We start from the raw sequence: 19,832 nt of genomic DNA on the forward strand, positions 1-19,832 counted from the left end.
TCTAAACTTAATGTTGTTCTTTAAAATTCTTCATAATTCCCCATATTTGGAGAATCACCACCAATAGGAAAAAACTGGCGAGCACTGCGGATACCGGGCGCTCTACAAATGCCATCAGTTGCCCGTCTGATTTAGTGAGTGATGCCAATAGATTCCGCTCTAACATCGGCCCTAAAATCATACCTAAAATAATCGGGGAAATTGGGTAATGGTTTTTTTGCAAGAAATAACCTAACAATCCCATCACCAACATCACCACTATCGCTTCGGGAGAATTGTTAATGGCATAAGCGCCCACGATACTGAAAATAATCACAATCGGATATAGAATATCTTTATTGATTTGAATGATTTTTTTCAGGAAACTAACCACAATTAATGCCAATGGAATGAGGGCTAAATTTGCAATCAGAAAGAGAATAAATACTGCATACAATTTTTCCGGTTGGAATAAAAACAGTGACGGTCCTGGTTGCATATCTTTCATATATAATACGCCAATAATAATTGCTGCCGCGGAATCGCCTGGAATACCAAATACCAAAGACGGGATCCAACTTCCAGCCAAACTGGCATTATTGCTGCTTGACGCATCAATAACCGCATCTTGCGATCCTTTGCCGTAAAGATCGGGATTTTTAGAAAATTTTTTGGAAATGGCATAAGAAATCCAAGCCGCAATATCTGCACCTGCCCCGGGTAATGCACCGATTAATGTGCCAAGAATACTGCTGCGAGTAATACTGCCTTTTCGTTTATTTAATGCTGCCCCCACACCTTTGAAAATATTAAGCGTGGCCTTGGCTTGTAATTCTGACGCTTCTGGCACCCCACCTGTTTTATGCCGATTTGCGTAATAATCTATTGCGCCTGAAATGGCAAATAATCCGATCATGGCAGGTATAAAACTGACACCTTCATACAGCGAAATTACGCCAAATGTAAAACGAGCTTGCCCGGTAAATTCGTCAAAACCAATCGTGGAAATTAAGATACCAAATAATAAGGTTAATAGGCTTTTGGTAATAAATTTTCCTGCAATTAGCGTTGCACAACTCAAACCGAGTAATGACAGCCACATATATTCAAATGAACTGAATTTCAAGGCAAATTTTGCTAACACGGGAGCCGCAAGAACGAGAATAATTGTGCCAATCACCCCGCCAATAACGGAACTGGTTAAACCCAAACCAAGCACTAAACTGACTTTGCCTTGTTTCACTAATGAATAAGAATCGTCAACATAAGCCGCTGATGCCGGTGTACCCGGAATGCGTAATAATGCCCCTGGAATATCGCCGGCATAAATAGAGGAAGCACCAACGGAAATCATCAACGCCAGAGCAGGAATGGGATCCATAAAAAAGGTAAACGGCACCATCAAGGCAACCGCCATGGTAGCGGTTAAGCCCGGAATTGAGCCGACAAATAGGCCAAATAATCCTGCCAATATAATTGCTAAAATGGCGTTTAGATCAATATAGGCGATAGCATTGAGTAAAATATCCATCATCAACCCCTATTCAAAAAATAAACCAACAGGCAGTGAAACCTGTAATACTTTAGCAAACAGTAAATAAATTAACGTTGCAACAACGATAAGAAAAAGTGCGGTGAAAACTTTCTGTTTTTTCACTAACGGAACCGCCATAAAAATAAGGATCAAACTGGTCGTAATCACAAAACCTAACACATCAGCAAGAAAAATATAAAACAGAACAGCTATGACCACAAAACAGACGGCTATGATTTCTCTACTAAAATTAAATGACTGGAAAACGTATGTTTTTTTCATTTTTAATTCCATAATAAAATCAACAAATGAAAAAACCGAAACTAAAGCACCGATAATTGTTGGGTAATATGCCGCACCATAGCTATCAAAATCACCATATGTAGAATAGCTATAGATAGAAATGATTAAACCAAATATCAATAATACGATAGGAATGAATAATCTGATCATCTTGCTATACCCCCATTCGGGGGTATCCTCATTATTAAATTATTGTGCAGAAAGCAATTCTCCGAATTTTTTATCTTCTGTCGCCATAAATTGTTCTAATTGCTGGCCATATAATTCACCCACACCAAATCCTTGTTTATGTGAAAATTCTTGTAACTCACCTTTGGCATAAACCTTTTCCATGGCTTTGACCAGTTTTTCTTGTACATCCGCAGGTAAATCTTTAGGCCCAACTAAGACATTCCAACCAAACAGTGTCCAGTGGTTCCCCGTCGCTTGTTGATAGACCGGCACATCAGGATAAAGCGGATCTTGGGCTTCGGATGTAATTGCTAAATGTTTCACCATCCCTGCATCAGTCATACTTTTTGCTTCGCCAGGTGATGAAGTCACTAAATCAACGCCACCCGAAACCAGCTCCTGTAATGCCGCCGTTGCCCCTTGTGACGGTATAAATTTGATACTGTTCTCTGGCAATCCTGCACTTTTCAAAATACCTAATAAATTTAAATGCCAAATGGAATTTAAACCGCTGCCTGAGGCCTTTAATTTACCGGGGTTCTCTTTTGCATTTTGTAATAATTCGTTAATGTTAGTAAAAGGAGAATCCTTAGCCACTTGCACCCCGCCATTCACCACCGCTAAACGCACGATTGGAGTATAATCTTGATAGCTTAAATCGGCCATTTTCTGATGACGCATCAAAGCGATTTCTGCCGTCGCCACACCCAGAGTATAACCGTCCGGTTTTGCAGTTTTAATTGCATTATGTCCGACAACACCGCTACCACCCGTTCTATTAACAACATTAACATTCGTACCGAGTTCATCTTGTAACCCTTTTGCTACTAGGCGAGCAATAGTATCCGTGTTACCGCCCGCTCCCCAAGGAACAATAATTGTGATCGGTTTTTCAGGATAAGTTGCTAATGCCACTGAAGATGCTAATAAAGTGCCCAATACTAATGTTTTCATGGTTAGTTTTTTCATTTTTCACCTCAATAAGTGGATAGAAATGCTAAAGGTGTATCCCCTTAGCTTGTTGAAATTTCAATTGCACCAAATGCCCTTTCGGCATATTTGACGCACCAAAGCGTTCGATACATAATGCGGCATAGGCGCAGGCATAATCAGAAGCAGTAAAGACATCATCGCCTCCAACCAAACGTGCCAGCAATGCTCCGTTAAAACCATCACCTACCCCTGATTTATCATTAATCACGGCTTTGTAGCCGTTAATTGTTTTGATTTGCTTGCCGTCAGAAACCATCGCACCTTGCTCAGCCAGGGTCAGTACCACATTTTGTACGCCCATGATATGCAAGATCTCAATTGCCCGTTTTGCCGATTCAGTATCTTTAATTTCAATGCTGGTAATCTGTTCCGCTTCCGTTCTATTCGGGGTAAGTAGATAAATATTAGGCAATATATCTAATATTTCCGGCACAAAAGGGGTTGGGTCCAGCACAATTTTTCGTCTATATTTTTTAGCAATTTGAATAATGGCTAAAGTCGCCTCCAAATTATTTTCCATTTGCAACGAAATAAATTCAGCCTGTTGTATTTCTTCTTCAATCGAATAAATTTCTTCTAACGTGAATTTTTTATTTGCACCATTATTCACAATAATCTCTTTTTCACCATCTTCCCGCACCAATACGATAGCTAATCCGGTTGGTGATTCCGTTGATTCGAAAATGATATCTTTAATTAATTTATTGCTATTTAAATATTTCCTAATATATTGATAAAATTGATCTTGCCCAATTTTTCCCACAAATGTAACCGCACTTTCATTCGCTACCATGGCTAAGGCTTGATTCATGCCCTTGCCGCCAATCATATAATTACTCTCTCGACTTAAAATGGTCTCGCCTAATTTTGGAAAATCAACAATTTTTAATGCGATATCGATATTAAATGAACCAAAAATTAATACGTTACTTTTCGTGAATAAATTCTTCTGGACATGAGCCACATAAATATTGGCTAAGTTCTTATCAAACTCCCGAAAAAATTGTGACTGGATTTCAGTAAAATCCAAATTCATGTCGCATTTTTTCTCAATACCGCCACGGACACGATTTAATAAACCTTGTTGTTGCAACTTAGTAATATCTTGTCGAATGGTTTTGCCGGTCACTGAAAACTTTTGCGCAAGATGCTCGGTTAGCAACACCCCATCCGTTTCAGTCAGTAGCTTTAAAATAAAAAGCTGGCGTTCATTTTGCGTAAGATTTTTCATAGTTGACACTATACTGAATTTAAAAAAGAAATAGTGTGGCATGGTAGCGGTTTTAACACACAAAATGAACATTCTCGTTCATTTCCAATGTTCATAATCAGGCGCTATCTGAAAAATAATGCTTGTATTGCAGCTTCAGATTAGTGTGTTAGAGGATATTTGAATACAAAAAGACCTTTACAAGCCTTAATAAATTGAAAACCCTTGATATTTACCAAGGGTTTTGTAAGTAGACCAAACGGTTCAAAACCGCTCTTTCTATTTCAAATCAGCTAATTCATCTCTTGTAAACGATAAACCTCAGTCTCATTAATGCTGTTTAAACCTTGGCTGATTGCGGCAGCGCCGGCGATGGTGGTGTACACCGGAATCCGTTGTTGCAACGAGCTGCTGCGGATCGAGTGGCTATCAGAGACCGATTCCGGCATGCTGCCGACGGTGTTGATCACCATGGCGATTTCGCCGTTTTTGATCGCATCGACGATATGCGGTCGTCCTTCACGCACTTTATTCACAATTTGCACACCGATACCGTGTTCGCGTAAAAATCTTGCCGTGCCCAACGTCGAACATAGCCCGTAGCCCAAGTCTTGCAGGCGTTTGGCGATTTCAACCAGTTTCGGTTTGTCGGCATTCTCGACCGATAAGAAGATTTTACCCAGTTTCGGCAAGCGTTCACCGGCGCCGATTTGTGCTTTCAGGAAAGCTTCCGAGAAGGTTTTACCCACGCCCATCACTTCACCGGTCGAGCGCATTTCAGGACCTAAAATGCTGTCTACGCCAGGGAATTTAATGAACGGGAACACCGCTTCTTTGACCGAATACAGATTCGGGATCACTTCTTTGCTAATTCCTTGCTGCTTCAGACTGATGCCAGCCATCACCCGTGCGGCAATTTTCGCCAGCGGCACACCGGTGGCTTTGCTGACAAACGGCACAGTACGCGAGGCGCGCGGATTGACTTCCAGCACATAAATAGTGCCGTTTTGCACCGCAAACTGGACGTTCATCAAGCCGACCACTTTCAATTCAAACGCCATTGCCGCCGTTTGGCGACGGATTTCGTCTTGAATTTCCGCACTTAACGAATACGGTGGCAACGAACAGGCCGAATCACCGCTGTGAATCCCGGCTTGCTCAATGTGCTGCATGATGCCGCCAATCACCACCTCTTCGCCGTCACAGATGCAATCCACATCGACTTCAATCGCATCATTTAAGAAGTGGTCGAGCAGAATCGGGCTGTCGTCGGAGACCCGCACCGCTTCGCGCATATAGGTTTGCAGTTCTTCATCGTTATACACAATTTGCATCGCCCGTCCGCCCAACACATACGACGGACGCACCACCAACGGATAACCGACTTCATTTGCCAAGGTTAGCGCTTCCTCACTGTTACGCGCAGTACGGTTCGGCGGCTGTTTCAGGTTTAATTTATGTAGTACTTTTTGGAAACGCTCACGATCTTCCGCCGCATCAATACTGTCGGCCGAGGTGCCGATGATATGCACGCCGTTTTCGTGCAGTGCATTCGCCAATTTCAATGGGGTTTGTCCGCCGTAGTGCACAATTACGCCGTACGGTTTTTCCACATGGATAATTTCCAGCACTTCTTCCAAGGTCAGCGGCTCGAAATAGAGGCGGTCGGAAGTATCAAAATCAGTGGAGACTGTTTCCGGATTACAGTTGACCATAATGGTTTCAAAGCCTGACTCTCGCAAAGCCAGCGCAGCATGCACACAGCAGTAATCAAATTCAATCCCTTGCCCGATTCGGTTCGGACCGCCACCTAAAATCATGATTTTTTTACGGTCACTTGGGTTGGCTTCGCACTCTTCCTCATAGCAGGAATAGAGATAGGCGGTATCCGAAGCAAACTCGGCAGCACAGGTATCGACCCGTTTATACACCGGGTGCAGATTAAATTGATGACGTAACTCGCGCACCGCACTTTCAGTGCTTTTCACTAACTGGGCGATACGGCGGTCGGCAAAGCCTTTGCGTTTTAAACGGCGCAGTTCGGTGTAATCCAAATCGGCCAGTGTTTTCTTTTCCAGCGCCAGTTCTTCTTGCACCAAATCACGAATTTGCACCAAGAACCACGGATCGATTTTGGAATAGTGATACACCTCTTCCAAACTCCAGCCGATGCCGAACGCATCGGCAACGTACAAAATCCGTTCAGGGCCCGGATTGGAAATCTCGGTGCGTAATTTTTCCATATCTTCGGTTTTCAAATTGAAACCACAAATACCGGTTTCCAAACCACGCAGAGCTTTTTGCAACGATTCTTGGAACGTACGCCCCATCGCCATCACTTCCCCCACCGATTTCATTTGAGTGGTCAGGCGGTTATCGGCTTTCGGGAATTTTTCAAAGGCAAAACGGGGAACTTTGGTCACCACATAGTCAATCGACGGTTCGAATGACGCCGGAATCAAACCGCCGGTGATGTCGTTGCGCAGTTCGTTTAAGGTATAACCGACCGCCAGTTTCGCCGCCACCTTGGCAATCGGGAAGCCGGTTGCTTTTGAAGCCAGCGCTGAAGAGCGACTGACGCGCGGATTCATTTCAATTACGATCATTTCGCCGTTTTCCGGATTGATCGCAAATTGTACATTCGAACCGCCGGTATCCACACCGATTTCACGCAACACCGCCAACGAGGCATTACGCATAATTTGATACTCTTTGTCGGTCAGGGTTTGCGCCGGAGCAACGGTGATCGAGTCGCCGGTGTGCACGCCCATCGGGTCGAAGTTTTCAATCGAGCAGATAATAATACAGTTGTCCGCTTGATCGCGCACCACTTCCATTTCATACTCTTTCCAGCCCAACACCGACTGCTCAATCAACAACTCATGGGTTGGCGAAGCATCAAAACCACGTTCGCAAATTGCATTAAATTCATCTTTGTTATAGGCAATCCCGCCACCTGAACCGCCCATGGTAAACGACGGACGAATCAAAGTCGGGAAACCGACTTCCGTCTGCGCCTTCCAAGCTTCTTCCAGCGTATGGCAAACAAAGGATTTCGGCGTGCTCAAGCCGATTTTGGTCATCGCGTCTTTAAAACGTCCACGGTCTTCGGCTTTATCAATCGCATCTTCTTTTGCGCCAATCAACTCGACATTATATTTCGCCAGCACGCCGTGTTTCGACAGATCCAAGGCACAGTTAAGTGCGGTCTGTCCGCCCATAGTCGGTAGAATTGCGTCCGGACGCTCTTTGGCGATGATTTTTTCCACCGTTTGCCAGGTGATCGGCTCGATATAAGTCACGTCCGCCATATTCGGATCGGTCATAATTGTGGCTGGGTTGGAGTTCACCAACACCACTTTATAACCCTCTTCACGCAACGCCTTACACGCCTGCGCCCCTGAATAATCAAATTCACACGCCTGCCCGATCACAATCGGACCCGCGCCAATAATCAAAATCGTGTTTATGTCTGTACGTTTTGGCATAGTTCTCTCTCTTTGTTTTAAATCTGTTTTTGAAAACGCTTAATGGTAAATTTAACCGTTGTTTAAAATTGCCACTTAAACCTGCATTCTCTAACGTTGTAATTCAAACAGTAATTTTTGTTGTTCAATTTCGCGGACCAATTCATCTTCTGTAGGTAAATAAGGGATATATTTACTGGCAAAAAGTTGAGCGTTGTCTTTTAAGACTGAATATTTCGCTACAATGCTATCCGTTTCAGTGCAAAGCAATAATCCGATTGTTGGGTTATCATTTTGTTGTTTTTTTAAATCGTCGTACATTCGGACATACATATCTAATTGCCCAATATCTTGGTGTGTCAGCTTATCGGTTTTTAACTCTACAATCACAAAACACTTAATCAGATAATTATAAAAAACCAAATCAATAAAAAAATCACTGTTTTCTGTCCGAATATGCTGTTGTCGCGCGACAAACGCAAACCCTTTACCGGGCTCTAACATAAACTGCTGTAAATTATCGATCAATGCCTTTTCCAGTTCCGCTTCGGTATATAGCTATAATGCGTCGGTAATCGAAGAAATTCTAAAACGGTCGGATTTTTAATAAAATCGCAGGGTTGTAACACTGCACTTTTCTGTTGCATTTCCGTATGCACGGGTTCTTTATCTACGCTAGCAAGTAAACGTTCATAGTAGAGCGTTGAAATGTTTCGATCTAACACTCTGACCGACCAATGGTTTTCAGCGGCTTCAATTAAATAATAACGTCTGGCTTGCTCATTCTGAATTTTTAATACCCGCTGAATATGAGTCCACGTTAATTTGGAAATCACTGATTTCCAAATATCTAAATCCGAAAACATTAAATAGAATTGGCGAAAATTACGAATATTTCGCTCCCCAAATCCTCTACCAAACTCTTGGCTCAGCACTTGGGAAACTTGCTTAATCACTTCTTTGCCATAATCTGCACGCGCTTGTCCACACTGTTCTTCTTGCACGATCCGTTTACCGATTTGCCAATAGGCATTGACCATTGCGGAATTAATGGCGATATAAGTCTGCTGATGAGCCGTTGCAAGAATATATTTAATATCGTTGATATAAGCGCCATCAGACATATCTATATCGGTACGTTTTGGCATAGTTTTTTCTCTTGCTAATATTCTCGTTAATCTTCAGGAATCCAAAATTCACCTTGTCCGACGGGGATTACCTTGCCGCCGACATAAATGGTCTGTTGCTCATCCACAGTTAAGTTCAAGCGGTTCGGTCGTCCAATTTCATCGCCTTGGGTGATCTGCCAGTTTAACGGTGCGCGTTGGCTGTGAAGCGCCCAACCGCCTAAGTTGGCAGCGGCAGAGCCTGTGCCCGGATCTTCACGCACTTCGCCGTGTGCGGAAAAGAACAACCGCACTTTGGCTTTGTTTTGCTGTTCAAACCACACATACAACTGCGCTTCTCCACTTTGTGATACGGCTTTTTGCAGTAAAAGTGCGGTATTGATACGGCAATTTGCCACCGCTTGCGCCGAAGTCAGTTGTAACAACAGTTGCTCCGTGCCGGTATTCACCCAAACGGGTTCGGCGGCGATATCATGCTGTTGCAAGCCTAACATCTGGGCACAATCGGCTTTGCTTAATCCCGAATTTCGCAACTGTACACCGTTATTTAAGGCAAAAGTAATCGTGTCGGTTTGATGGTGCAGGCTGACCAAACCCGCCTCGGTTTGTAACTGATAATTATCAGACAACCCCAACTGCCGGTGTAACACAAACGCTGCGCCGATGGTCGGGTGTCCGGCGAACGGCATTTCGTACTCAGGGGTGAAAATTTTCAGCTTTCTGACCGCACTTTGCCTATCGCTACGTTGTACAAACACGGTTTCCGACAAATTAAACTGGCGCGCAATCCGTTGCATTTGCTGCTCATTCAGTCCGTCCGCTTGTGGGAACACCGCCAACGGGTTACCGCCAAAATGTTGCTCGGCAAACACATTAACCAACTGATAAGCATAGCTTTTCATCGTTGCAATCCCGCTTAAACCACAACCTGCGGCGTATGGGTGTGGCGCACCACTTCCATTTCATGCACAAATTTGTCGAACAACTCGGCAACATCGTGTGGCCCCGGGCTGGCTTCAGGGTGTCCTTGGAAAGAAAACGCCGATTGGGTGGTCAATTCAATCCCTTGCACCGAATTGTCGAATAAAGAGCGGTGCGTCACTTTGACATTGTCCGGCAAACTGGCTTCGTCCACTTCAAAACCGTGGTTTTGACTGGTGATATACACTTGTTCGGTCGCCAAATTTTGCACCGGATGGTTGGCACCGTGGTGTCCGAAGGTCATTTTTTTGGTTTTACCGCCCACCGCCAAACCGAGCAATTGGTGTCCCAAGCAGATACCAAAAATCGGTTTTTTACTTTGCAATAGTTGTTGAATCGCATTCACCGCATAATCGCACGGTTCCGGGTCGCCGGGGCCGTTTGATAAGAAAATACCGTCCGGATTCAGTGCCAGCACCTCTTGTGCACTGGTTTTTGCCGGCACCACGGTGATTTGGCAGCCACGCTCGGCAAGCATGCGTAAAATATTATGTTTCACCCCAAAATCATAGGCCACCACATGATAGCGTCCGGCATCTTTATGGCTGAAGCCCTGACCCAATTTCCATTCGCCTTGCTCCCAACGATAAACCTTGTCGCAAGTCACTTCTTGCGCCAGATCCTTACCTGCCATGCTGCCGAAACTTTTCGCCAGTTCCAGCGCTTTGGCTTCGTCAATTTCCCCCGCCATAATGCAGCCGGCTTGCGCACCTTTATCACGCAGCAAACGGGTTAAACGACGGGTATCAATATCGGCAATCGCCACAATTTTATTGGCAATTAAATAATCGGTGAGGTTTTGTTCACTGCGGAAATTACTGTGAATCATCGGTAAGTCGCGGATCACCAAGCCGGAAACATAGACTTTATCCGATTCGCAGTCTTCTTGATTGACGCCGGTGTTGCCGATATGTGGATAGGTGAGGGTGACAATTTGTTTGGTGTAGGACGGGTCGGTTAAAATTTCTTGATAGCCCGTCATTGAGGTATTAAAAACCACTTCGCCAATGGTATGGCCTTGATAACCAATCGAAGTGCCGTGGAAAACAGAGCCGTCAGCTAAGACTAAAATGGCTGGTTCAGACATGAATCTCTCCCGGAATAATCATTTTGTATTCAATTTTAGATAAACACTGGCGCTGTAGCCCGATGCATTACTCATTGCTCCTGCTGGATAAAAGGTATCTGAAATGTAGCAAAATTGAGCAAATTATTGTAATGGAGCAAAACGCGCAATTCAAGACAAATAATTTTTAAACTATATACCAAATGAAAAAATATGCAATAAAATGAATAAAAATTCAACTTTATTGCTATTTACCCGACTAGCGAAACGAATAAAAGCTGTTCTTTACCCCTAAACTTGCTAAAATAAAACCACTCTTTTTGCAATGGAACCGCAATATGAAAAAATCTAATTCGATTAAATTTTGGCTGCCACTGATATTAGCCACAACGATCGGTGCCTGCTCAAGTATCGACGAAACTACCGGACAACGCCAAGATCCGTTGGAAGGTTTTAACCGCACCATGTGGGATTTCAACTATAACGTTGCCGATCCCTATTTGCTAAAACCTATTGCTACAGGCTGGAAAGAATATGTGCCGCAGCCGGCTAAAACCGCACTTGTCAATGTTGCCAACAATTTAGATGAACCGGCAAGCTTTGTAAACCGTTTATTGGAAGGTGAATTTAGCAAAGCGATGGTACATTTCAACCGCTTCTGGATTAATTCCGTCTTCGGTTTAGCCGGTATGATGGATATCGCCAGTGCCAGCGAAGGCTTACGCCCTGCGGGTTCACGTTCGTTCGGTGATATGCTCGGCAGCTATGGTGTCGGCACGGGGGCTTATGTGATGGTGCCGCTGTATGGTCCTGCAACGCCACGCCAAGATTTGGGCAGATTGGTTGACCATACCTATCCGGCGCTGTCATTATTAGGTCCTTGGTCGGTATTAAAATTTAGCGTACAAGCCGTTGATCGTCGTGCCAATTTACTCAGCCAAGACCCTATTCTGGCACAATCGCAAGACAGCTATCTCACGGTGCGTGAAGCTTATTTCCAAAATCTGGAATTTAAAGTCAGCGACGGTAAGCAAGGTAGCGAAATTAAAGAAACTTTATCAGAAGACGAACTCAAAGAAATCGATTAATCATTATTGAATAAAGGAATATGCTATGGAACTGACACTCACACAACGCCTGATTCTAATCAATCAGTATGAATTGATGGCACTGCTCGACAAAGACAATGCCGGAAAATATAAACGTAACCAAAATATCATTAAAGGCGGTTATAAACTGGATCTGAAAGAATTATATAAAGATTTCAGTGAGATAAGTGAAGAAGAGTGCAAAGCAGTAATCAACACTTTAGAGATGTATCAAGCGTTGCAAGTCTCTTATAACAATCTGCATCATAAAGAAGATTTGACTGTTCATCGTTTGAAATTTTTGGGGTATTGCGCAATTCGTGAGAAAAAATATTTAAATTATCTCGGATTTATTGCGGATAACGATAAAAAATACCGAGATTTGATTCAATGCCCGAACGGCTGTGATGCACAAACCCCGATGTGGGACAAATACAGTAAAATGCTCGATGTATGGCATAAATGCCCACGCCAATTCCATTTGAGTATTGCTGAAATCAAACAGATTTTGAATGCTTAACCGATTATTCTAAAAGTAATTAAAAAACCGCACTTTATCTTGGTTTGTAAAAGCGCGGTTTTATTGATTAATCTTTTCAGCGATGTATCCAGCCCCTTAAATCTGAACCGATAAAAGTTAAACGCACCGCACTTGGTGGTTGGGTAAAACGATAACTGATCGGTTCCGGCAGATTTTTTAACAACGCATAAGGCAACACACCGATTATCTGCACTTCAGTATCCGAACTACCATATTTCACGGTTTCATAAATTAACGGCAGCTGACCGTCATTAACAACAGCGGCTTTACGCCAGCCGAATTGATAAGGTACTGTAAGTTGTTGTTGGTTTGCCAACTGATATTGCTGCGGAAAAAACAACGCATACTCCTGAAACTGATTGTCATCACGCACAATCACTAATTGATTTGCCATCCCCCACAGTAAACTCGACAAAGCCACTAAGCTTAATGCTAAATAGCGATTTGTTTTCAAGGCGTTTTTATAGCGACTAAAGCGGAAAATAATAAGTGGCAGCAAAATTAATAGAATTAGCAAGCCATAAAACAGATTAATCGGTAACATAGCATGGTCTCTTTTGTCAGGCGGCAAATAGCAAAAAGGGCGAACCGAAGTTCACCCTTTTCCAGATATCTTGCAGCGCAATTATTTGATAATTTTCGCTACAACACCCGCACCTACTGTACGACCACCTTCACGAATCGCAAAGCGTAAGCCTTGGTCCATCGCGATTGGGTGAATCAGGCTAACAACCATTTGGATGTTGTCGCCCGGCATAACCATTTCCACGCCTTCCGGTAACTCGATGGTGCCGGTTACGTCCGTTGTACGGAAATAGAACTGTGGACGGTAGCCTTTGAAGAACGGAGTATGACGGCCGCCTTCATCTTTCGACAATACGTACACTTCTGATTCGAAATCAGTGTGTGGTGTGATTGAACCCGGTTTCGCCAATACTTGACCACGTTCGATCTCTTCACGTTTTGTACCACGCAACAGCGCACCGATGTTCTCCCCTGCACGACCTTCGTCTAACAGTTTACGGAACATTTCAACACCGGTAACGGTGGTTTTGGTGGTCGCTTTGATACCGACGATTTCAACTTCGTCACCGGTACGCACGATACCGCGCTCAACACGGCCGGTAACTACTGTACCACGACCGGAGATTGAGAATACGTCTTCAATTGGTAACAGGAACGGTTGGTCAATCGCACGCTCAGGTTCCGGGATATAAGTATCCAAGTGACCGGCTAATTCGATGATTTTTGCTTCCCACTCAGCATCGCCTTCCAACGCTTTCAGCGCAGAACCACGTACGATTGGCGTGTCATCGCCCGGGAAATCGTATTGAGACAGAAGTTCACGCACTTCCATTTCAACTAATTCTAATAACTCTTCGTCATCCACCATATCGCATTTGTTTAAGAATACGATGATGTAAGGCACGCCTACTTGGCGACCTAACAGGATGTGTTCACGCGTTTGTGGCATCGGACCGTCAGTCGCCGCAACAACTAAGATTGCGCCGTCCATTTGTGCCGCACCGGTGATCATGTTTTTCACATAGTCGGCGTGTCCCGGACAGTCAACGTGCGCATAGTGACGAGTCGGGGTGTCGTATTCAACGTGTGAAGTGTTGATGGTGATACCACGCGCTTTTTCTTCCGGCGCATTATCGATTTGATCGAAAGCACGCGCAGCACCGCCGTAGGTTTTTGCCAATACAGTGGTGATTGCTGCGGTTAAGGTTGTTTTACCATGGTCAACGTGGCCGATTGTTCCCACGTTAACGTGCGGTTTTGTACGTTCAAATTTTTCTTTAGACATTTTAGTCCCTCTAAACAAACACGGTTATCGATGGTTCAGTTACCACATTAACCTAATGTAGAAATTGATTTCAATTGAATGGGATTGCAATAAGAATAGAAAAGTGGTGCTGATAGGCGGATTCGAACCGCCGACCTCACCCTTACCAAGGGTGCGCTCTACCAACTGAGCTATATCAGCGCTTTGGAGCGGGCAGCGGGAATCGAACCCGCGTCATCAGCTTGGAAGGCTGAGGTAATAGCCATTATACGATGCCCGCGTTCTTATTCATCTACCCCAATCATCTGGATTTGAATGAAAAAATGGTGGAGGGAGAAGGATTCGAACCTTCGAAGGCTGAGCCGGCAGATTTACAGTCTGCTCCCTTTGGCCGCTCGGGAATCCCTCCACGCTACTTATTTACGCTTACTTGCTTAAGTAATGGTGCCGACTACCGGAATCGAACTGGTGACCTACTGATTACAAGTCAGTTGCTCTACCTACTGAGCTAAGTCGGCGACGCAAACAAGTGAGGCGTATTATAGGGATATAAATTCCCCTGACAAGCATTTTTTGCAAAAAAATGGCAAATTTTCATTGTTCGATTGCTTTTTAAACAAGATGAAGAAGATTTAAACTAATTTCTTATAAAAATCGAGAAAACCGCATGTTATCCCACCACTTATCATGCACACTTAACGCTCAGATTGATTCGCCAAACGAGCCAATAATCGATCCATCGCACGATATCCCAAGGCTTCGGTTAAATGTTGTCGTTCAATCTGTTCACAACCGTCCAAATCAGCAATAGTACGCGAGACTTTTAAAATTCGGTGATACGCACGCACCGACAGTCCCAATTTTAATAACGCATTTTCTAAAAACAACGAATCTGCCGAACTCAATGCGCAATGTTGTTCCAACAGTTTACCACTCAAATGTGCATTAATTTTTCCGCTGCGTGCCAGCTGTTTTTCTTGTACTACAACCACTTTTGACCGCACTTGTTCGCTCGTTTCACCACGTTCTCCGCCTTGTTGCAAACTGCCGGCCGGCAATAACGGCACTTCAATCGATAAATCAAAGCGATCGAGAAACGGACCGGATAACCGATTGAGATAGTGCATCACCTGCTGAATCGAAGTGCGGTTGTGCAAGCCTTGATAATGCCCGGTCGGGCTCGGATTCATCGCTGCAACCAGTTGAAACTTTGCCGGAAACCGCACTTTGGCATTAGCACGAGAAATCACAATCTCGCCCGACTCCAACGGTTCACGCAGTGCATCCAGCACTTTACGTTCGAACTCAGGCAGTTCATCCAGAAACAACACACCATTGTGCGCCAGCGAAATCTCGCCCGGTTTCGGGCTAGAACCGCCACCGACCAGTGCCGCAAGTGAGGCGCTGTGATGTGGAGTTCGAAATGGTCGCTGACGCCAATATTGGCTATGTAATCGAGTTTGTACCAAGCTGGCAACGGCAGCACTCTCTATAGCTTCATGTTCATTCATTTCCGGCAAAAGTGCGGTCAACCGACTTGCTAACATCGTTTTTCCGGTGCCGGGCGGCCCTAAAAACAGCAAGTTATGTTGTCCGGCAGCAGCGATTGTCAGTGCCCGCTTAGCATGCTGCTGCCCGATAATATCGGTTAAACAACGGCTTTCCTGTGGCAATTGCTGTACCGGAAATGAGGTTAGCTGCGCCGAAGGCAATTCATCATGTCCTTGCAAAAATGTCGCAATTTGCAGCAACGAATCAGCGAAATAAGTTTGATAATCACCGAGCAACCCTGCTTGCTCCGCATTTTCACTGGCTATAATCAATTTACGTTTGACTTTTCCGGCCTCGATAATCGCCGGGATCACGCCCTGCGTGCCACGCAGTTCACCGGTTAATGCCAATTCACCCAAAAACTCATAACGTCCCAAATTCTCCGCCGAAATCTGCCCCGAGGCCGCCAAAATGCCCAATGCTATTGCCAAATCGTAACGCCCGCCTTCTTTTGGCAAATCCGCCGGCGCCAGGTTAATCGTCATGCGGTACAATGGATATTCAAAACGCGCATTAATCAGCGCACTGCGCACCCGATCGCGCGCTTCTTTCACCGCCGTTTCCGGCAGGCCGACCAAGGTCAATCCCGGTTTGCCACGACTCATATGCACTTCAATTGTGACCAACGGCGCTTCCACTCCGATACACGCCCGACTATAAACAATCGCTAACGACATCTTGCCTCTCTCTTGAATAAGAAATAGCAAGCAGTATAGAAAAGTGCGGTCAAGAAAAAACGGGTGCCGATGTTTTTTACGATCCGGATCGTAAAAATAGACCTCTGCATATACTTTGTACTTCTTCGGAAGAATATACCAAATTAGATAAAATTAATCATGGATCACATTTTTTAAATTTTTCTCTTCATTTTTTTGGGGGAAGGGGATTATTATTCCAAAATGTCCTATAGCAACGTAAGCTTACCGTTATTACCGTTAAGCGTACGGTTCATAACTAGAGACTTCTGTTGTTAACAGTCATTTAAATTCACTGGATGGCAAAATAATGATGGCTTAATGGGTTATCTGTTATATCGTCCACAACTTATACTAGATTCAAATCAAGCATACACACTATGTAAGCTTCAATTAGTAAAACTTGCTTATTCTTATCGTTGTTAGCGTAAATCCATTTTTTACTAATAAAGGATTTTATATGAAAAAAAAATTTATCTATACCGTATTTTGTCTGAGCATTTTATCTGTTACTGCTATTGCAACAACTCACATACCTAATACTGAAAAAATAGTACTAAATGAATCCTATAAAATATTACCTACACCACAGCCCGGGTTTAGGGTTCTGCCCTATTTGCAAGCACCTGCCAGCAATAGCATTACTATTAATTGGGTTTCAGAACTGAATAATATTGGCAAAATAACCCTGACAAATACGGAGAATCAGCAGACAACGAGTTTAAAATCTTCCCCGCTTTATCTAAAATTAATGGAATATTCTACAAAAGAGCTAGAACAAGTTTTAGAATATAAAAGCGGTAACGGTGAAACAGAAACTCTCGAACAAGGTTCTTGGTTATTATCCAATAACAACTATAAACACTCTGTTCAATTCAACAATTTAGAACCTAATACTCTGTACCGCTATACTGTTTCACAAGATGGAAAAAACTATTCCAATGAATTTAAGACTTATCCGACTAATAAAAACTGGCAAAAAATCACATTAATTGCTTTTTCTGATACTGAAACAGAGCCTTACGGCAAATTAGAACACCGTGAATGGGAAATACACACAGTTAATCCATATCGAGCCGGCTCAGAACCACGTCCGGAACAAAACTCTGCCTTTGATAAAAAATATGGTAACCGCTCTCGTAACGGAATGTTTTTAGTACGCTATCCGCTCAATCAACAACGCGCCTTAAACGAAAATTTACGCATTATTCAACAGGCAAAACCCGCGGCACTCTTAATCGCGGGAGATTTAACACAGGGATCCGGCTATCAACCTGCTTGGGATGAATTTTTTCGCCATTTTGCCGGTGAATTCAGTGATTTTGCAAGTCACACACCGCTTTTGACTGCATTAGGTAATTGGGAAACCTATGCTGCACTAAACGATGGCTATGGTAATGCTGATAATCCACTCCCTCCGGTTATATCCCGAAATAAATACCATGACTATTTTGATACCCCTGGTGATAAAAAGAATCCACAGTTTAAAGACTCATATTACCGGACTGACATTGGGCCAATTACATTACTAACCCTTGATTCTACTAAAGGCATTCCTGATGAAAATACCGAACAAAAAATTTTCAGTGGAAAGGTATATACAGGCAATGATTCCGTGTTGAAACCGCACTTATGGAGTGCGCAGAATACCGAAAGTGATGAGTATATTACAACTGATACTCAAGGCAGCTTCAGTAAAGCATATTATGATAATGCTTTCAGCCAATTATACCCTGGGAAAATGCCAAGTGAATCAGATATACCAGGATTTAATCCGGGTACTGCACAATGGCAATGGGTAGAGGAACAGCTAAAGGATGCTAGACAAAATGGACAAATTATTTTAGTACAGTTTCATCACGCCCCCTATTCTAGTGGTATACACGGCACTCCACCAAATCATCAATACAGTGACAATCAATCTGGAGTGGCCATGCGAGTTTTTATACCATTATTTGAGAAATATGACGTAGCTGCCGTTATCGCTGGACACGATGAAATGTTTGAACGCAGTTGGGTAGATAGTGATGGAGACGGCAAAGGCATCCATATTTATGATGTTGGTGTCGCTGCTGATGGCTTACGTGGAGAGAAAATGATCAAAACAGACGATGGAAAATTTATTCCACTCAGCTACAACACATATTCACGTTGGAGTGCGACAAAACATGAGCCTGAATATTGGAAGACAAATAAAAATGGTGTTAAACATCTTATTGATGGTGGCTTACACTACGGTCATTTACACATTGAGTTAAACAAAACTGTACAAGGATCACACATGAGGCTAACGCCAGTTTATATTTTTCCTATTTTGGACGATGATTACGAGCTCATCAAAATGGAACGGCGGGAATATAACGATATTATCGATATCCACTTTAATGATAAGGGCAATATTTTACTTTAATCAAAATCACCCCCTCGGATGAAACTGTCGGTGCAGTTTTTTCAGACGTTCTTTGGCAACGTGAGTGTAAATTTGGGTGGTGGAGAGATCACTATGGCCGAGTAGCATTTGCACCACGCGTAAATCCGCACCGTGATTCACCAAATGCGTGGCGAAAGCGTGGCGCAGCACATGTGGCGAGAGGCTGTCTTGGTCGATTTGTGCCAATAAGGCGTAGTGTTTAATCCGGTGCCAGAATGTCTGGCGAGTCATCATCGTGCCGCGTAAGCTTGGGAACAACACATCAGAACTCTGCCCTTTCAGCAGCACCGTACGTCCGTATAATACAAACTGTTGAATCCAATAGGTTGCTTCTTCGCCCATCGGCACCAACCGCTCTTTGTCGCCTTTGCCAATCACCCGCACCACACCTTGATTCAAACTGAGGTGATTCAGGGTTAAGGTGACCAATTCGGTCACACGCAAGCCAGTGGCGTATAACAGTTCTAACATCGCTTTATCGCGTAACTCCAACGGATCGTCGGTTGCAGGCGCATTCAGCAAATCAGTAACCTGTGCTTCGCTCAGGTATTTCGGCAAGCGAGACGGGAGTTTGGGTGAAGTTAAAAGTGCGGTCGGATCATCGCTGCGATATTTTTCACGATATAAATATTGAAACAGTTTGCGCATCGCACTTAACAAGCGCGCCAAGCTGGTGGCTTTATACCCCTGCGCCAAACGATCGCCAAGAAAAGCTTGCAAATCAAACACATCAAGAGCGGTCAAACTGAGTTGCCGCTGTTGTAGCCAGAGGCAAAGTGCGGTTAAATCCAAGCGGTAAGAGGCGATGGTATTTTCCGACAACCCTTTTTCTAACCACAGTTCATTAAGGAACAAATCTATCAGTGTGCTGTCTTTCATATTGCTCCTGTTGTCTGTTGTTTAATC

16 protein-coding genes and 4 tRNA genes are annotated in these 19,832 nt (G+C 43.8%); 3 read left to right on the forward strand and 17 right to left on the reverse strand.

The window, feature by feature from the left end; all coding sequences use genetic code 11:
• Positions 1-7: 7 nt before the first annotated feature.
• From EDC16_RS04645 to carA, 9 genes are all read right to left on the reverse strand, one after another.
• Entirely contained in the window at positions 8-1,513 is a 1,506-nt protein-coding gene (locus tag EDC16_RS04645) for a tripartite tricarboxylate transporter permease (RefSeq protein ID WP_244271060.1), read from the reverse strand.
• A 6-nt stretch (positions 1,514-1,519) separates the two neighbouring features.
• Entirely contained in the window at positions 1,520-1,966 is a 447-nt protein-coding gene (locus EDC16_RS04650) for a tripartite tricarboxylate transporter TctB family protein (protein WP_132965898.1), read from the reverse strand.
• Between the two features lie 39 nt (positions 1,967-2,005).
• Complete coding sequence (locus EDC16_RS04655; RefSeq protein WP_198362744.1) at positions 2,006-2,956, reverse strand: tripartite tricarboxylate transporter substrate binding protein; 951 nt, start codon at positions 2,954-2,956, stop codon at positions 2,006-2,008.
• A 28-nt stretch (positions 2,957-2,984) separates the two neighbouring features.
• Entirely contained in the window at positions 2,985-4,211 is a 1,227-nt protein-coding gene (locus EDC16_RS04660) for a PfkB family carbohydrate kinase (protein ID WP_165894191.1), read from the reverse strand.
• Between the two features lie 272 nt (positions 4,212-4,483).
• A complete protein-coding gene (gene carB / locus EDC16_RS04665) occupies positions 4,484-7,678 on the reverse strand; it encodes a carbamoyl-phosphate synthase large subunit (RefSeq protein ID WP_132965902.1) in 3,195 nt (1,064 codons plus the stop codon).
• A 90-nt stretch (positions 7,679-7,768) separates the two neighbouring features.
• Entirely contained in the window at positions 7,769-8,185 is a 417-nt protein-coding gene (locus tag EDC16_RS12810; RefSeq protein WP_232517234.1) for a PDDEXK nuclease domain-containing protein, read from the reverse strand.
• Complete coding sequence (locus EDC16_RS12815; RefSeq protein WP_232517233.1) at positions 8,182-8,805, reverse strand: DUF1016 N-terminal domain-containing protein; 624 nt, start codon at positions 8,803-8,805, stop codon at positions 8,182-8,184. Before EDC16_RS12815 ends, EDC16_RS12810 begins: the two co-directional genes overlap by 4 nt.
• A 26-nt stretch (positions 8,806-8,831) precedes the next feature.
• Entirely contained in the window at positions 8,832-9,686 is an 855-nt protein-coding gene (locus EDC16_RS04675) for a PhzF family phenazine biosynthesis protein (protein WP_132965904.1), read from the reverse strand.
• A gap of 14 nt (positions 9,687-9,700) precedes the next feature.
• Positions 9,701-10,852, reverse strand: coding sequence for a glutamine-hydrolyzing carbamoyl-phosphate synthase small subunit (gene carA, locus EDC16_RS04680; protein ID WP_132965906.1), 1,152 nt, complete (start codon positions 10,850-10,852; stop codon positions 9,701-9,703).
• Positions 10,853-11,169: 317 nt separating this feature from the next.
• Between carA and EDC16_RS04685 the strand changes: the two genes are divergently transcribed.
• Together EDC16_RS04685 and EDC16_RS04690 are read left to right on the forward strand one after the other, a co-directional pair.
• Positions 11,170-11,919 (forward strand): MlaA family lipoprotein, encoded by a 750-nt coding sequence (locus EDC16_RS04685; RefSeq protein ID WP_132965908.1) that lies wholly within the window; start codon positions 11,170-11,172, stop codon positions 11,917-11,919.
• Positions 11,920-11,944: 25 nt separating this feature from the next.
• Positions 11,945-12,439: a YfbU family protein gene (locus tag EDC16_RS04690; protein ID WP_132965910.1), complete on the forward strand. Its 495-nt coding sequence runs from the start codon at positions 11,945-11,947 to the stop codon at positions 12,437-12,439.
• Positions 12,440-12,515: 76 nt separating this feature from the next.
• Here the strand turns inward: EDC16_RS04690 and EDC16_RS04695 are convergent, their stop codons facing one another.
• The 7 genes from EDC16_RS04695 to EDC16_RS04725 all read right to left on the reverse strand — a co-directional run bounded on the left by EDC16_RS04695 (position 12,516) and on the right by EDC16_RS04725 (position 16,477).
• On the reverse strand, positions 12,516-13,004 hold the full coding sequence (locus EDC16_RS04695; protein ID WP_132965912.1) for a hypothetical protein: 489 nt from the start codon (positions 13,002-13,004) through the stop codon (positions 12,516-12,518).
• An 81-nt stretch (positions 13,005-13,085) separates the two neighbouring features.
• Positions 13,086-14,270 (reverse strand): elongation factor Tu, encoded by a 1,185-nt coding sequence (gene tuf, locus EDC16_RS04700; RefSeq protein ID WP_132965711.1) that lies wholly within the window; start codon positions 14,268-14,270, stop codon positions 13,086-13,088.
• A gap of 104 nt (positions 14,271-14,374) precedes the next feature.
• Positions 14,375-14,450: transfer RNA gene (locus tag EDC16_RS04705), tRNA-Thr, on the reverse strand.
• 4 nt (positions 14,451-14,454) lie between these two features.
• Positions 14,455-14,529, reverse strand: a tRNA-Gly gene (locus tag EDC16_RS04710).
• Between the two features lie 44 nt (positions 14,530-14,573).
• A tRNA-Tyr gene (locus EDC16_RS04715) sits at positions 14,574-14,658 on the reverse strand.
• A gap of 33 nt (positions 14,659-14,691) precedes the next feature.
• Positions 14,692-14,767: transfer RNA gene (locus tag EDC16_RS04720), tRNA-Thr, on the reverse strand.
• Between the two features lie 177 nt (positions 14,768-14,944).
• Positions 14,945-16,477, reverse strand: coding sequence for a YifB family Mg chelatase-like AAA ATPase (locus EDC16_RS04725; RefSeq protein WP_132965914.1), 1,533 nt, complete (start codon positions 16,475-16,477; stop codon positions 14,945-14,947).
• Between the two features lie 478 nt (positions 16,478-16,955).
• On the opposite strand from EDC16_RS04725, the gene EDC16_RS04730 reads away from it, so the two are divergent.
• A complete protein-coding gene (locus tag EDC16_RS04730) occupies positions 16,956-18,905 on the forward strand; it encodes a purple acid phosphatase family protein (protein WP_132965916.1) in 1,950 nt (649 codons plus the stop codon).
• A 6-nt stretch (positions 18,906-18,911) separates the two neighbouring features.
• Here the strand turns inward: EDC16_RS04730 and xerD are convergent, their stop codons facing one another.
• Positions 18,912-19,805, reverse strand: coding sequence for a site-specific tyrosine recombinase XerD (gene xerD / locus EDC16_RS04735; protein WP_132965918.1), 894 nt, complete (start codon positions 19,803-19,805; stop codon positions 18,912-18,914).
• Positions 19,806-19,832: the final 27 nt, after the last annotated feature.

Origin of the sequence: Testudinibacter aquarius, assembly GCF_004342725.1 — a bacterium.
Classification (GTDB): domain Bacteria; phylum Pseudomonadota; class Gammaproteobacteria; order Enterobacterales; family Pasteurellaceae; genus Chelonobacter; species Chelonobacter aquarius.

Coding starts and splice junctions, on each gene's coding strand:
- EDC16_RS04655 (WP_198362744.1), bottom strand. CDS start 2,956: ATGAAAAAACTAACCATGAAAACATTAGTATTGGGCACTTTATTAGCA.
- EDC16_RS04675 (WP_132965904.1), bottom strand. CDS start 9,686: ATGAAAAGCTATGCTTATCAGTTGGTTAATGTGTTTGCCGAGCAACAT.
- EDC16_RS04730 (WP_132965916.1), top strand. CDS start 16,956: ATGAAAAAAAAATTTATCTATACCGTATTTTGTCTGAGCATTTTATCT.
- EDC16_RS12815 (WP_232517233.1), bottom strand. CDS start 8,805: ATGCCAAAACGTACCGATATAGATATGTCTGATGGCGCTTATATCAAC.
- EDC16_RS04685 (WP_132965908.1), top strand. CDS start 11,170: ATGAAAAAATCTAATTCGATTAAATTTTGGCTGCCACTGATATTAGCC.
- xerD (WP_132965918.1), bottom strand. CDS start 19,805: ATGAAAGACAGCACACTGATAGATTTGTTCCTTAATGAACTGTGGTTA.
- EDC16_RS04645 (WP_244271060.1), bottom strand. CDS start 1,513: ATGATGGATATTTTACTCAATGCTATCGCCTATATTGATCTAAACGCC.
- EDC16_RS04660 (WP_165894191.1), bottom strand. CDS start 4,211: ATGAAAAATCTTACGCAAAATGAACGCCAGCTTTTTATTTTAAAGCTA.
- EDC16_RS04725 (WP_132965914.1), bottom strand. CDS start 16,477: ATGTCGTTAGCGATTGTTTATAGTCGGGCGTGTATCGGAGTGGAAGCG.
- EDC16_RS04690 (WP_132965910.1), top strand. CDS start 11,945: ATGGAACTGACACTCACACAACGCCTGATTCTAATCAATCAGTATGAA.
- tuf (WP_132965711.1), bottom strand. CDS start 14,270: ATGTCTAAAGAAAAATTTGAACGTACAAAACCGCACGTTAACGTGGGA.
- carB (WP_132965902.1), bottom strand. CDS start 7,678: ATGCCAAAACGTACAGACATAAACACGATTTTGATTATTGGCGCGGGT.
- EDC16_RS04695 (WP_132965912.1), bottom strand. CDS start 13,004: ATGTTACCGATTAATCTGTTTTATGGCTTGCTAATTCTATTAATTTTG.
- carA (WP_132965906.1), bottom strand. CDS start 10,852: ATGTCTGAACCAGCCATTTTAGTCTTAGCTGACGGCTCTGTTTTCCAC.
- EDC16_RS04650 (WP_132965898.1), bottom strand. CDS start 1,966: ATGATCAGATTATTCATTCCTATCGTATTATTGATATTTGGTTTAATC.